Below are 13,892 nucleotides of genomic sequence, written 5' to 3' on the forward strand. Positions count from 1 at the left end.
GCGGTCGTTGGCCAAGATACCCCTTTGGTCACAATCAGAAATCGACTTCGATGGCGATGCCTTTTTCGACCGCCAGATCGACAACCGATGCCGCCACGGCAAGGTCTTGCAGGCCCACACCGGTGCCGTCGAACAAGGTGATCTGATCGTCTGACGTCCGTCCGGCAATCGTGCCGTTGATAACCGCGCCGAGTTGCGCGACGTCGGTTTCCTTGATCAAGCCCTGAGCAACGGCGTGTTGGGCTTCGCCGATCGAAATCGACTGCGCAACTTCGTCGGTGAACACATCCGCTTTGACCAAAAGCGCGGCCTCGACCTCTTGTTTGCCTTTGGTATCGGTTCCCATGCAGGCAATGTGGGTGCCCTCGGAGATATGTTCGGCCATCACGGAGGGCGCGAAAGCCGAAGTGATGGAAATGATGACGTCAGCCTCGGTGAGCCCCGGAAGATCAACCGCTTCAAACGGCAGGCCGGCTTCGTTTGCAACTTTTTCGATGTTGGGCAGCATCTCGGGGTGATAATTCCAGCCAATGACCTTTTCGAAATTGCGCTGCTCAAGCGCCGCGCGCAGTTGAAAAGTGGCCTGATGTCCAGCGCCAACCATGCCGATGACTTTGGAATCCGAGCGCGCCAGATGTTTGATCGACACCGAAGACGCCGCAGCAGTGCGCAGGGCAGTCAACAGGTTGCCGCCAACCATTGCCTTGGCTTTGCCGGTGTCCGGATCAAACAGAAAAACTGTGGACTGGTGGTTGATGAGGCCGCGCTTTTCAAGGTTGTTGGGCCAATAGCCACCGGCCTTTAACCCAAGCGTCAGACCAGCTTGGTCAAATCCGCCTTTAAAGCCATAGAGCGCGTCTTCGTGGCCGATGGCTTCGCGGACAACAGGGAAGTTATAAGCATCACCCGACGCCATGGCGGCGAAGACTTTCTCAACAGCGTCAAACGCTGCATCACGGGTCATCAGGTCGGCGATTTCGCGTTCAGGAACAATCAGCATATCTGTCTCACTTTGGTTGGGTGCGCCCGTGTGCTCAGGTGAAAAGGAAGCGCAGCACACGGGCGACAATCCGGCGCGGTGAACCGCCGGAATATCTATTCAATGGGCTGATCAGAAGGCGCGGCCGCGGGCTGACACCGGCCAAACGCATTCAACTTTGCCGTTGCGCACGCCAACGTACCAGTCGTGTACATTGGCCGTCGGATCACAGTGGCCGGGGACCAATTTCAGTTTGTCGTTCACTTTCAGCGCGCCGTTCGGATCCATGACCACGCCATGCTCGTCGGAACATTTGATGTATTCGACATCATTGCGCCCAAAGATCACCGGCAGACCCGAGTCCACAGATTGCGCTTTGAGGCCCGCGTCGACGATGGCCTTGTCAGCCTTTGCGTGGCTCATCACGGACGTCAGGATGAAGAAAGCGTTTTCCCATTCGCCTTGGTCAATGCGGTTGCCGTCCTTGTCGAGGATTCGGCCATAGTCCGCGTCCATAAAGGCGTAGGAACCACACTGAAGTTCGTTGTACACGCCGGAGTTGGATTCAAAATAGTAGGATCCTGTACCGCCGCCCGAAACCAGTTCACAGTCGATGCCCACTGCCTTCAGCCCGTCAACTGCGTCCTGAACCATCGCGATGGCGACATCCAGTTTTTCCTTGCGGGCCTCGTAGCTGTCCATGTGCTGCATCGCGCCTTGATACGCCTGAATTCCCGAGAATTTCAGATTCTGTGCAGCTTCGACGGCCTGAGCGATTTCGACGACGGCGGAGGTGGTGGTCACACCACAACGACCCGCGCCACAGTCGATTTCAATGAACACTTCCAACTCGGTGCCATGCTTCACCGCCGCGGCCGACAGATCGGCGACATTGGCAAGATCGTCCACGCACACAATTGTGCGGCTGCCCAGTTTCGGCAGGCGGGCGAGGCGGTCAATTTTGGCAGGGTCGCGCACCTGATTGGACACCAGAACGTCCTTGATGCCGCCGCGCGCAAACACTTCGGCTTCGGACACCTTCTGACAACACACACCAACGGCACCGCCCAGCTCTTCTTGCAGCTTGGCCACATCGACGGATTTGTGCATCTTGCCATGCACGCGATGGCGCATGCCGTGATCCTTGGCGTAGTCGCCCATTTTCTTGATGTTGCGTTCGAGCGCATCCAGATCAAGCACCAGCGCCGGTGTCTGAATGTCGGCTTCGTTCATGCCGGGCTTGGCGGGAATGTCATAGCCCACTTCGAAATCGTCGAGGTTGCTCAGGTCTTTCATTTTCATGCTTCTCCGTCGGAAAATTCCCCACTTTGGATTGTGGGATGTGAGGGTTAGGTGCTGGCCAGCCAGGGCAACTTGTCGAGATCGACGTTTCCGCCAGTGACAATCAGGCCTACGCGCTTGCCTTGGAACGCGTCGGGGTTTTTTAAGACTGTCGCCATCGGCACGGCGCTTGAGGGTTCCATGACAATGCGCAGGTGTTTCCAGATCAGTTTCATCGCGTCGATGATTTCCTGTTCCGATGCCGTGTATATTTCGCTGACGTGGTTGGACACAAAGTGCCATGTCAGGTCTTTGAGCGGCACAAGAAGGCCGTCGGCAACGGTTTTGGGCGCATCGTCCGCGATGATGTGACCGGCCTTGAAGCTGCGATAGGCATCATCAGCCTGTTCAGGTTCTGCCGCGATAACCTGTGTTTCCGGTGCCAGCGTCGACAGGGTCAGGCAGGTGCCAGAAATCATGCCGCCGCCACCGATTGGGGCGACCACAGCGTCCAGCCCGTCAACTTGCTCGACGAATTCTCTGGAGCAGGTGCCTTGGCCCGCAATCACGCGTGGATCGTTGTAAGGGTGGACAAAATCGCCACCTGTTTCGGCCTGCACTTTGGCAAAAGTTTCCTCACGCGATGAGGTGGAAGGTTCACACTCTGTGATTTTTCCGCCGTAGCGTCGCACGGTGTCCTTTTTGGCCTGTGGCGCGGTGCGCGGCATGACCACGTTGCACGGGATGCCACGTTTCATGGCGGCATAACTCAGGCAGGATGCGTGGTTGCCGGAGGAGTGTGTTGCCACACCCTTGGCGGCCTGCGCATCGTCCAGTCCGAAAACGGCATTGGATGCGCCCCGTACCTTGAAGGCACCTGGTTCCTGAAAGTTCTCGCATTTGAAGAACAATTTGGCACCGGTCAGTTCATTCAGGTAATCCGAAGTCCGGACCGGCGTTCGGCGAATGAAGGGTTTGATCCGCCCATGCGCGCTTAGCATGTCGTCATAGGTGGGGATATACATTGGTACCCTCCCTCTCTTATGCGGCGTCTTTTTGGGACACGGCTGAATGGCCGCGATAGTAGTCCTGCGCGGCGGCGACACCGGACCCCAATTTGATGTCGAGCCCGAGATCGGCCATGCACATTTCGGCGGTTGCGATGCCGGCAAGGGCCATCACATCTGTCAGGCTGCCGAGGTGTCCGATGCGGAATACTTTGCCGGCGACCTCTCCAAGGCCAACACCGAAGGCGACGCCGTATTTGCTGGCCGCGTGTGTCACGATGTCGGTGGCGTTGAACCCGTCGGGGGTGCGAATGGCGCTAACCGTGTCGGAGTAGACCGACGGATCAGCTGCGCAGAGATCCAATCCCCATGCGCCGACCGCGGCACGAACGCCCTCGGCAATGCGATGGTGGCGGGCAAAGACGTTTTCCAGCCCTTCGTTCAGCAACATTGTGCAGGCTTCGTTCAAGCCGTTCAGCAAACCGACAGCTGGCGTGTAGGGGTAGGCGTTGTTGGCATAGCCTGCGGTCATGTCGTTGATGTCAAAGAAGGTGCGCGGCAGCGTGGCCGATTTGGTCGCCGCGATGGCTTTCGGGCTAAAGCCGACAATCGCCAGACCGGCGGTCAGCATAAAGCCTTTTTGCGAACCGGTGACGGCGACATCCACGCCCCATTCGTCCATCCGGAAGTCCATTGATGCGATGGAGGACACACCGTCCACAAAAAGCATCGCGGGGTGGCCTGCGGCATCCAGGGCACGGCGTACGGCTGCGATGTCGGATTTCACGCCAGTGGCGGTTTCATTGTGGGTCGCCAGAACGGCTTTGATCTGGTGCTGTGTGTCCGCTGTCAGGATTTCCTCATAGCGATCAGCAGGCAGACCCTCGCCCCACGGGGTTTCAACAATTTGCACATCAAGGCCATGCCGCTCGCACATGTCGATCCAGCGGTGGCTGAACATCCCGTTGCGCGCAGCGAGAATTTTGTCCCCCGCGGACAGGCAGTTGGTCAGGGCAGTTTCCCAGCCTCCGGTGCCGGTGGAGGGAAAGATGAAAACTTCGGCATCGACGCTTTTCAAAATTTCGCGCACGCCTTTGCGTGCCGGATGGAGAATTTGGCCGAACAGAGGGGATCGGTGGTCAATCGTGGGCATGTCGCAAGCCTTGCGAAGGCTTTCGGGGATGTTCGTCGGTCCGGGGATGAAAACGGGATTCTGAAAGCTCATGGATGGTCTCCTTGCGTCGTTGGCAAAGACCTAAAGCAGTGAGGGCATGCAACGCCATTTTTTAGGTTTTTTCGAAGGATGGCAGGTGAGGTCGTAAAAAGTGTTTCTTGTCAGGGGGTTGAATTTTTCATATCGTGAATTGATCTTTCACTATTGAGAATAGGGTATTTATGGATTTTCCAAAAAATGAGCCGGCGAGCCCCCGTAAGACCCGAGGAAGACCGCGCGGGTGGGATGACAAGACCGCTCAAAACACGATCAAATCGCTTGATCGTGCGATGCAAGTTTTTGAGTACCTGAGTGAAGAACAGGGCAAAGCGTTGTCACAGCTTGCCGAGGAAATGGGTCAGGCTCCGGCCACGGTTTATCGTGTGCTTGTCACTTTGGAGGGGCGCGGTCTGGTTGAGTTCGACCGCTATGAGCAGGTTTGGCACATCGGCCCGCGAGCGTTTGTCATTGGTGCGCGGTTTTTGCGCCGGACCAGTCTGGTGGACCGCGCGAGGCCGATTATGCGGCGCCTTATGGAAGAAACCGGAGAAACAGCCAATTTGGGCGTGGAGCGCGAGGGCGCTGTGCTCTTTTTGAGTCAGGTGGAAACACACGCCAGTATTCGGGCGTTTTTTCCCCCTGGAACGTTGTCACAGATGCACGCCTCAGGAATTGGGAAGGCGCTTTTGGCGCATATGGACGCCGGTAGGCTGGATCGGGTGTTTTCCTCCGACGTGCCAAAGAAATTTACCGAGTTCACAATAACCGACTTGTCAGACCTGCAAACCGATTTGGCGGGCATTCGGGATCGCGGATATTCCGTGGACAATGAGGAAAAAAACCTCGGAATGCGATGTATCGCGGCACCGGTGTTTGACCAGAACCGCGAGGCAGTTGCGGGAATTTCGGTTTCCGGTCCGACAAGTCGGGTTAGCCCGGAGGAAGTCGAAAGACTTAGCCGCCCTGTTGTCGACGCGGCTCATGCACTGACGGCAGCGATTGGCGGGGAGGTCGTTGCCTAGCTGATATGATCACCTGCATTTGGCGAGATCGATGAGACACTTCAAAAGCCGCTAATGCGCTCAATAAGCCAATACATTGACACCGACCCGATGCCATAGGCGGCCATTACTGTTGCCTTTTGGCCAATTGGAAGGGCGACCAAACGCCATAGTGCAATAAGAAGTGCCAACGCTCCGATAAAGATCAGTTGTCCGGCTTCGACCCCAAGGTTGAAAGCGAGAAGGGCTGCTGGGATGTCGTTGGAAGGCAAACCGATGTCAGACAAAGCGCCTGCAAAACCCAACCCATGCAAAAGCCCGAAACCGAAACACACAATCCATGGATTCTGTTGTGACAGTCGGACGCGGCCATCTGTGCCCTTGGCAATTTCCATCGCAAGGAAAACGATAGAGAGGGCAATAATCGCCTCAACCGGTGGGCCCGGAACATTCAGGACACCAAAGGTCGCCAGCGCCAAAGTTATTGAGTGCGCAAGTGTAAACGCCGTTACTGCCCCCACCAATCTCCAAGGATCGCGGACCAGAATGAACAATGCGAAGACAAACAGCAGGTGGTCCCAGCCTTCAAGAATATGTTCAAATCCCAAGGCAAAATAGGCGACAAAAACGGACCATGTTGTCTGCTCGGTAGGGATGGTTTGCACGGCGGCATCTGGGGTGAAACGCAGGGTCGTGGGGTCAGCGTTTAGGGGATGCAAACGCACCAAAACGTCGTTTTCTTGCGCCTCAAGACCCGAAATCGCAATGGATTGCCCTGCAATGCCCAGACGGCACTCGGCAACCCAAGAGGAAATCCATGCCCTGTTGTCAAAAACCGGGGCTGGCCCACGCGCCGGAGTGCAGCCTTCCGGCAAAACCGCATCGATGGCCATTGGTTGACCATTCACATCGGGTTTTCGCCAATGTACGTTCCACTGTTCTGACGCGATTTGGCGGATTTCAAGGTATCCGGGATCAAGCGCATGGGCGCTCGCGTTTCCGGTCGGCCACGCGAACAGCAAGGTAATGAGGACCCAGATTACAGCTTTCATTTGCCTTGGCCCGCGAAATCGTAAACCACTATTTCATAGCCATCGGCCAGCGCTTCATATTGCGCCAGTGCCAGATCTTCGCCCGTGGCGCGGCGCCAATCTCGCAACACTGAACTGTAAATGTCCGCCAAGGGTGGCACGCGGCTGGGTTCGCTTTCAATCACCTGTACCAGATGGACGCCGTAGCCCGATGGAACCGGTCCCGACCACGGACCTTGTTCGAGCGTGATGAGACCGTTGGAAAACCCAACTCCGTAGATCGAGTCGATGGCGCGTGGCGTGGTCAGGGGCATTGACGCGGGCAACAGGGCCGACCCGGGCAAATCGGAAATGTCTTGCCCTGCACGCAATGTCACCAGTGCCTTTTCAATGTCGGGCTCGCTTGGGGCTTCACCCAGAAAGACCTGATTGAAGGCCACTTTTTGCGGTGTCGCGTAGCGTTCAGCGTTTTGCTGGAGGAAAGCCTCTAGGTCTTCATCCTTTGGTGTGACCGACGTGGCAATGGCTTCTGTGAGAAAATCCATTTTTTGGCTCAGCCGAGACCTGATCACCGTATCGCTGCGATCCAGACCAAGCTTTCTCGCTTCTCTGACCAGAATTTCCTCACGAATGGACGCGTCCACCAGCGTTTCCATCTCAGCAAGACTGGGCTCACGTTTCCACCTTGCTTTGAACCCAGCAGACAGCTGCGCAATGTCGTTTTCGTCGATGGAAATTGTATCAGTGGTTTCGACGGTCTCGTTTTCCGGCGCAACGATGTGGAACCAAATGAAAATAGCCGCCCCAATCAAGAAGAAATGGAACAGAGGTTCTTTGAGTAGTCGCATGAAGGCTCCTGCGGGAAGCGAATTTTGGTTCAATGTGGTGATGCTGGCATCAGTCCACTGGGCTTTGCAAGAAAATCAACATTTGCATGTTCGTGCAGAGTAAAAAATGGACCGAGGTAGGATTGCTTCCTCGGTCCCGCTAGCCGTGAACGGCCGGTTATTCTGCCGGAGTGTACCAGATCGGGGATGAATACGCGCGTTCCTGATGCGTCAGCACTGCGTCTTCCGGCAAGTCGGTGCCGAACCGAAGCTTGTCGTACAAAATCCAACGCGGAGTGGGGATTTCGAGCGCACGCACGTAGTAGAACGCGCGGTCATTCGGATCGAAATCAGGATCAGACCAGACCTTTACAAGTTCTGCAGTGCCAATCGTGTTGGTCCAGCTGGCAGTTTCCACATCAACAGTGTTTCCAACCGCTGGGACCTTGCCGTTCTGATCCGCGACACGGTCGTCTGACCACGCCACGTCATAGACCTTTTCCTGCATGGCGCCGTCGGAATCCAACCATCCCTTTACAACCTGTACGCGGTCCAGATTGGCACCAACCGGATCGCGCAGAGCAGCAATCAGGAAGGAAGGCGCACCGTCCCCCTCACGAGGCCGCAGATCGGAGCCCATTGGAACGCCTTTGGTGTAGCCCACATCTGCTATGAAGCGTGTCTCAACATCCGCGTCGCTGAAATCCCAGCCACCGAAGAACCGCAGTCCAATCCGAGGTCCGGTGGTCGCATATGTTTCACGTCGTTTGAACGCATCGAAGATCGCTGCACGCGTATTGTCGGTGGCCCAGACTGCTGTGTATCCGGAAGCAACCAGAAGATCGCCGGGGATTTCGCCGTTTTCATTGGCGATGAAAGGATGCTTGATCCTTGAGGCCGAAGGTTCAACGCTGACGGATTTGCCAAAAAAGTTGTCCTCTTCGGCAGTGGCCAAAGACGTGTGGCTATCGGTCGCCCCGCCCATCCCGAACTTGTATGGATTGACGCCGAATTTCTCTTCCAGCATCAAGCCGCGTTTCAACGCTTCCCGGGCGTATTCGCCTGCAAGCATATCTTCCGTCTTCAACTCGGTGATGTCGAGGTTGCCGACGTCCCAGTTTTCATAGTCGGCGAACTCGTCGTCGGGGCTTAGGAAGGGGTGCGCTTCGCCATCGCCCTTGATTTGTGTGACCTCATAATGGGGTTCCCATTTTGCACGGGCAGCGACGTAATCCTCGTCGACCTTCCCACCGTGATACGTGTCTTCTGTCGGGAACATCCAACCGTTGGACAGGTTGCCGTTGTGCGCAAAGGCAACGGCGCGGCCGCCTGTTTTTTCCTGATACTCTTCAAGCCATGAATAAAGAGCTTTTGGATCGGTATCGCCGAAAGGCGGCTGAGTTACCGGAGGCACCATCTGAAGCGCCCTGATTGGGCCGTCACGCAGCATAACGTTGCGATGCAGATTGAAGCCCTTGGGAACAGAGGTCCACTCAAACCCGATGAAGGCTGTGAAGGTGCCAGGATCGTTGTGTTCCTCCGCAGCCATCACAATTTGCTCCCAAGTGAAAGCGAATGCATCCGCGCCGGGGCTGTAGGACTTCAGAAGGATTTCCGGTAGCGTCATTTGCGAGAAATTGGTGATGATGTCGAAGGCCGCTTTGCCGGCTTCTTCGCCGCCTGCGATGTAGCCCTCATACCATTCCAAACCTTTGGGGTCCGCAAGAATGCCTGGCTTTCCGGCCTGAAGGTCCGGCGCAAATCCCATCAGATCCGTGTGATCTGTGAGGACCATCCAATCCAAGGGACGGGCCAGTCTGACGGGGTGGCCGGTGGACGAAATGACCTGCTCACCTTTTGCAAAGCGCCAAGCATCATCCGGCAGCAGAGTGTTGCCAAAGGCTCCGGCGTCTAGCGACAGACCTGTGTGAAGATGCGAGTCTCCCCAAAGCGGGCGTTCAGGAAAGTTCCGGTTCGCATACGGAGAGAAAGTTTGATCAGTGAACAAGCCCTCAACGGCTTCTTCGCTTGGGACCGCGTCGGCAAGGACATGCGCTGGCGCCGCTCCCAGTAAAACAAAGCATACCAAAGTACGAAACATCGTGTCCTCCTAGATCAAATTGGTCGGGTGTTTGCACACAACAAAAATTTTAAGAAACAATACTCTTGCTTCTTCATATCACGTATTTTCCCAGTTTGGCTGAATTATTCGGATCGGGGCAATGTCGCGTCGGCGATGTCAGCAGAACCAGGTGCAAAAGCCCGATCGAAAATGACGCGTTTGGTTTGGTCTCGGGCTGTGGATTTTGATGCCAAGAGCACTGTTCCAAGCGGCCCTTTGACACGTTCTGTATTGTGAAGTTTCTCTGACCGTCAGCGTCGTTCTTTGGTTTCGGGCTCGAAAGGCGCCCTTATGTTTGGTCGCTCAGGAACCTCTGGGCGGTGCGGGACGCGTCGGCGATGTGGCTTTGCACGGCCTGTCGCGCTGCGTCAGGATCGCCGCCGAGGATGGCGTCGTGGATGGCGGTCATGTGGCTCATGCCTGATCGTTCCCGATCCCGCGCAGCGATGGTCAGGGCGCGCAGGCGGCTGATGCGCCCGTTCAGGCGCTGGACTACATCCCATGCAATGTCGTGGCCTGCCTCCTGAAAGATCAACTGATAGAAATGAGTGGTGGCCCGCAATAGAGCGCCCCATTCTGTGTCGTTCATTTTCGCCCCGACCTCATTGAGAGCAGGGGTTAGCACCTTGGCGAAATCGGTGTGACGGCAGGTCGCGCAAGCCGCCGCTGCGGAAGCTTCCAGAAGCAAGCGAATGTCATAAATCTGACGGGCCTGATCCCAGTTCAGCGTGGCGACAATCGGCCCTTTATTGGGGATGATTTCCACCAGACCTTCGGCTTCCAGATAGCGAATGGTTTCCCGGATCACGGTTCGGCTTACGCCGAGCTGTTCACAGAGCGGGCGCTCAACGAGCCGGTCGCCCGGGGCAAAATGGCCGTCGATAATCGCCTCACGCATTCTCTCCTGCACGATATCGCGCAGGGTTTGCGGGTTCTTTTCGATCTTTGGCAACAGGGATTTTTCCGTGGTCATATCAAGGCGGATAGCAGGTCCGCGGGCAGGCAACAACTTTTATTGACTTATGGTATACCATCATACCAAAGTGCGGTGAAGCTCACGTCAGGAATCGCTATGCCCGCAGAAATTCGCAAAACACTTGTTCATGTTGAAAACACCCTGATCGAAGGGGGGCGGGTCGCAGAGACTCCCTTGACCCTGATTGCCGCGATGGCGGTTATCCGAAACCCGTGGGCTGGTCGCGGGTTTGTCGAGGATCTGACGCCGGACATCCGTGATTGTGCGCCGGGTCTCGGTGCTTTGCTGACAGAGATGATCCTCGATGCCGCCGGTGGCGGCGACCGCGTTGAGGGATACGGGAAGTCTGCTATCGTCGGGTTGGGCGGCGAGGTGGAGCATGCCTCGGCCCTCATTCATACGCTGCATTTTGGCAACCATTACCGCAACGCGGTCGGGGCAAAATCCTATTTGTCGTTTTGCAACACGCGTGGGCCAGCCAATGCGCCCTTGATGATCCCGTTGATGGATAAAAATGACGGGGGGCGCCGGTCCCACTATTTGACCATCCAGACCTCCGTCGCGGATGCGCCGGCGGCGGATGAAATTCTTATTGCGCTTGGCGCGTCGATTGGCGGACGCCCGCATCACCGGATCGGTGACAGGTACCAAGATCTCAAGGAGTTGGGCCATGACGCTGACAACCCTGCCGCTGTCTAGAACAGGAGGCACGGTTGCCCTGCGCGAGGCGGGCGCAGGTGAGCCGTTGGTTCTTGTTCACGGGGTCGGAATGCAATCCGCGGCTTGGGCGCCCCAGATTGAGGCGTTGAGCCAGACGCATCGGGTGATTGCGGTGGATTTGCCAGGTCATGGTCGCAGTAGCCCTTTGCCGGCCAACAGCGGATTGCCCGCGTTTGTGGCATGGTTGAATGACGTCACAACCACTTTAGCCTTGGGGCCGGTCAATCTGGCGGGCCATTCGATGGGGGCTTTGATTGCGGTCGGATTTGCGAGCACCTATCCGGACGCTACAAAACGGGTTGCTTTGCTAAATGGCGTGTTTCGGCGTGATGCCAGCGCGCGCGCCGCAGTTGAGGCCCGTGCGGCGGAAATACAGGCGGGCGCCATGGACCTTAAGACGCCGCTGGATCGCTGGTTTGGGGATACGGCGACTGATCGGGCAGCCCGAACAAAGGTTGCGGGTTGGCTGAGCGGGGTTGAACGGTCAGGCTATGGCACCGCCTATGCGGCATTTGCGGCGGGTGATCGGACTTATGCCGATCAAATGGGTGACATCCGATGTCCGTTTCTGGCCATCACAGGCGAGGATGATCCCAATTCTACACCAGCCATGTCCCGCGCAATGGCGCAGGCGGCGTGCCAAGGCGAGGCCGTTGTTGTTTCCGGTCATCGGCACATGGTGAATCTTACCGCGCCGGACGTGGTGACAGAACACTTGAAGGCGTGGTTGGCGCGACCGGCAGATCAGAAAGTGACATCATGACAGACATTGATCCTCGCGCCCTGCGCACGGCCTTTGGCGCCTTTATGACCGGTGTTACCGTTGTGACGGCAAAAGACGGTGACAATGCCCCACTCGGGTTCACCGCAAATTCTTTTACGTCGGTTTCACTGAACCCGCCCTTGGTGCTTGTCTGCCTTGCAAACAGCTCAAGCAACTATGACGCGTTGGTGGCTGCGGAGGGATTTGCTGTGAATGTGCTGTCGGAGACCCAAATGGATGTGTCCAACACCTTTGCGCGGCCAGCTGAGGACAGGTTTGCCGATGTCGGTTGGCGGGATGGCCCGCAAGGCGCACCGATTTTGGACGGGGTGAGCGCTTGGTTTGATTGTCGGATGCACAAGGTCACGGAGGCCGGAGACCATGTGATCCTGATCGGCGAAGTTTGCGCCTTTGACAGCACGGCGGCGCCGGGATTGGGGTATGTGCGCGGCGCTTATGTCACGCCGTCCATGGCGGCCCAAGCCGCGTCACAGGCCACCGATCTTGCGGTAACGGCGCTGATTGAACACGAGGGGCATGTGCTTTTGGTGGATGACACGCAGGGGGGTATGATGTTGCCGGAAACACTGGCCACCTCTGGCGAGGGCGCGTCGGCGGCGGTAGCGCGGCTTTTGCAGGCGACCTGTCCAAGCGCCAAGGCGGGCTTTGTCTATTCGGTCTATGAAGACCCCAAACGCGGGCGTCAGCACATTGCGTTTTTGTGTCAGGCGGCGGAGCCTGAGGCGATGAAAGGGACGTTTGTGCCACTCAGCCGACACGCGCTGGATGACATATCCGATCCGGCAATGTTGACTATGCTCGAACGATTTTCGGCTGAATCCGCAGTTGGGGAATTCGGCATTTACTATGGCGATCAAAGCCGCGGCGAAGTCCGCGCGATTGTGTGACTGGAGGCTAGGCACCCATGCGTTTTTCACTTTTTGTACATATGGAAAGAACCTCTGCAGAGCAGGATCAAAATCAACTTTATCGTGATTTTATCGCGTTATCCAAAATTGCCGATGAAGGCGGAATGCACGCCGTTTGGACAGGCGAGCATCACGGGATGGATTTCACCATTGCGCCCAATCCGTTTCTGAATTTGGTGGATTTGGCGCGGCAAACCAAGAATGTCCGGCTTGGCACCGGCACAATTATCGCGCCCTTCTGGCACCCGATCCGGTTGGCTGGTGAGGCCGCCATGACAGACATGATTGTCGACGGGCGTCTCGAACTTGGCATCGCGCGCGGGGCATATTCTTATGAATATGAACGCATGGTGCCGGGCATGGATGCTTGGGATGCGGGGCTGCGGATGCGCGAACTTGTGCCTGCGGTTCAGGGCCTTTGGAAAGGGGATTACGCGCAGGACGGCACCTATCACAGTTTCCCCGCAACGACAGCTTCGCCAAAGCCGGTGCAAGAGAACGGGCCGCCGATCTGGATCGCGGCGCGCGATCCCAACAGCCATGAATTTGCGGTTTCCAGCGGTTGCAACGTACAAGTCACGCCCTTGTGGCAGGGGGATGAGGAAATCACCCGACTGATGCAGACTTTTGAAGCAGCCTGTGCCAAATTTCCGGAGCAGAAGAAGCCGGAGATCATGCTGCTCAATCACACCTACATTGCAGCTGATGAGGCGGATGTTCAGCGCGCCGCGGAAGAAATCAACCGGTTCTATTGTTATTTCGGCGCGTGGTTCAAAAACGAGAGATCAGTGTCACAAGGGCTGATTGACCCGCTGACGGAAGATGAAATCGCCGGACATCCATTTTACACACCCGAGGCCATGATCCGCGACAACGTGATTGCCACAGCGGATAATGCGATCGAGCGGATAAAGGCCTACGAAGCGCTGGGTTATGACGAATATTCGCTCTGGATTGACAGCGGTATGAGTTTTGAGCGCAAAAAGGCGTCGCTTGAACGGTTTATCAACGACGTGATGCCGGCTTTTGCCTGAGGAGACGCC

General features: G+C 56.7%; 13 protein-coding genes. 5 read left to right on the forward strand and 8 right to left on the reverse strand.

The features are described from left to right. Positions 1-34: 34 nt before the first annotated feature. From bhcD to bhcA, 4 genes are all read right to left on the reverse strand, one after another. Positions 35-1,000 carry an iminosuccinate reductase BhcD gene (gene bhcD, locus BM069_RS14750; RefSeq protein ID WP_093324813.1) on the reverse strand — a complete coding sequence of 322 codons (966 nt, stop codon included), beginning with the start codon at positions 998-1,000 and terminating at the stop codon, positions 35-37. Positions 1,001-1,111: 111 nt separating this feature from the next. Next, a complete protein-coding gene (gene bhcC / locus BM069_RS14755) occupies positions 1,112-2,275 on the reverse strand; it encodes a 3-hydroxy-D-aspartate aldolase BhcC (RefSeq protein ID WP_093324984.1) in 1,164 nt (387 codons plus the stop codon). Positions 2,276-2,328: 53 nt separating this feature from the next. Further along, entirely contained in the window at positions 2,329-3,285 is a 957-nt protein-coding gene (gene bhcB / locus BM069_RS14760) for a beta-hydroxyaspartate dehydratase BhcB (protein ID WP_093324815.1), read from the reverse strand. 16 nt (positions 3,286-3,301) lie between these two features. Continuing rightward, positions 3,302-4,492, reverse strand: a complete 1,191-nt coding sequence (gene bhcA / locus BM069_RS14765; protein WP_093324817.1) for an L-aspartate--glyoxylate aminotransferase BhcA — start codon at positions 4,490-4,492, stop codon at positions 3,302-3,304. A gap of 170 nt (positions 4,493-4,662) precedes the next feature. Here bhcA and bhcR point away from each other — a divergent pair, with 170 nt between their 5' ends. Next, entirely contained in the window at positions 4,663-5,502 is an 840-nt protein-coding gene (gene bhcR, locus BM069_RS14770) for an HTH-type transcriptional regulator BhcR (RefSeq protein ID WP_093324819.1), read from the forward strand. 41 nt (positions 5,503-5,543) lie between these two features. On the opposite strand, the gene BM069_RS14775 is transcribed toward bhcR, so the two are convergent. The 4 genes from BM069_RS14775 to BM069_RS14790 all read right to left on the reverse strand — a co-directional run bounded on the left by BM069_RS14775 (position 5,544) and on the right by BM069_RS14790 (position 10,434). Continuing rightward, positions 5,544-6,533 (reverse strand): HupE/UreJ family protein, encoded by a 990-nt coding sequence (locus BM069_RS14775; RefSeq protein WP_093324820.1) that lies wholly within the window; start codon positions 6,531-6,533, stop codon positions 5,544-5,546. Beyond that, positions 6,530-7,360 (reverse strand): peptidyl-prolyl cis-trans isomerase, encoded by an 831-nt coding sequence (locus BM069_RS14780; protein WP_093324822.1) that lies wholly within the window; start codon positions 7,358-7,360, stop codon positions 6,530-6,532. Before BM069_RS14780 ends, BM069_RS14775 begins: the two co-directional genes overlap by 4 nt. A gap of 157 nt (positions 7,361-7,517) precedes the next feature. Then, the gene (locus tag BM069_RS14785; RefSeq protein WP_093324823.1) at positions 7,518-9,440 is read right to left on the reverse strand and encodes a DUF3604 domain-containing protein; all 1,923 of its coding nucleotides are present in this window, start codon (positions 9,438-9,440) and stop codon (positions 7,518-7,520) included. Between the two features lie 310 nt (positions 9,441-9,750). Continuing rightward, positions 9,751-10,434 carry a GntR family transcriptional regulator gene (locus BM069_RS14790; protein WP_093324825.1) on the reverse strand — a complete coding sequence of 228 codons (684 nt, stop codon included), beginning with the start codon at positions 10,432-10,434 and terminating at the stop codon, positions 9,751-9,753. 99 nt (positions 10,435-10,533) lie between these two features. Here BM069_RS14790 and BM069_RS14795 point away from each other — a divergent pair, with 99 nt between their 5' ends. From BM069_RS14795 to BM069_RS14810, 4 genes are read left to right on the forward strand one after another with little or no spacing between them, the layout of a single operon-like run. Beyond that, positions 10,534-11,136 carry an amino acid synthesis family protein gene (locus BM069_RS14795; RefSeq protein ID WP_093324827.1) on the forward strand — a complete coding sequence of 201 codons (603 nt, stop codon included), beginning with the start codon at positions 10,534-10,536 and terminating at the stop codon, positions 11,134-11,136. Next, a complete protein-coding gene (locus BM069_RS14800) occupies positions 11,108-11,920 on the forward strand; it encodes an alpha/beta fold hydrolase (protein ID WP_093324828.1) in 813 nt (270 codons plus the stop codon). The genes BM069_RS14795 and BM069_RS14800 overlap by 29 nt, the downstream gene beginning before the upstream one ends. Beyond that, a complete protein-coding gene (locus BM069_RS20135; RefSeq protein ID WP_093324829.1) occupies positions 11,917-12,828 on the forward strand; it encodes a flavin reductase family protein in 912 nt (303 codons plus the stop codon). The genes BM069_RS14800 and BM069_RS20135 overlap by 4 nt, the downstream gene beginning before the upstream one ends. A gap of 17 nt (positions 12,829-12,845) precedes the next feature. Beyond that, positions 12,846-13,883 carry an LLM class flavin-dependent oxidoreductase gene (locus BM069_RS14810; RefSeq protein WP_093324830.1) on the forward strand — a complete coding sequence of 346 codons (1,038 nt, stop codon included), beginning with the start codon at positions 12,846-12,848 and terminating at the stop codon, positions 13,881-13,883. Positions 13,884-13,892 lie beyond the last annotated feature (9 nt).

Origin of the sequence: Shimia haliotis, assembly GCF_900114415.1 — a bacterium.
GTDB classification, from domain to species: Bacteria; Pseudomonadota; Alphaproteobacteria; order Rhodobacterales; family Rhodobacteraceae; genus Shimia; species Shimia haliotis.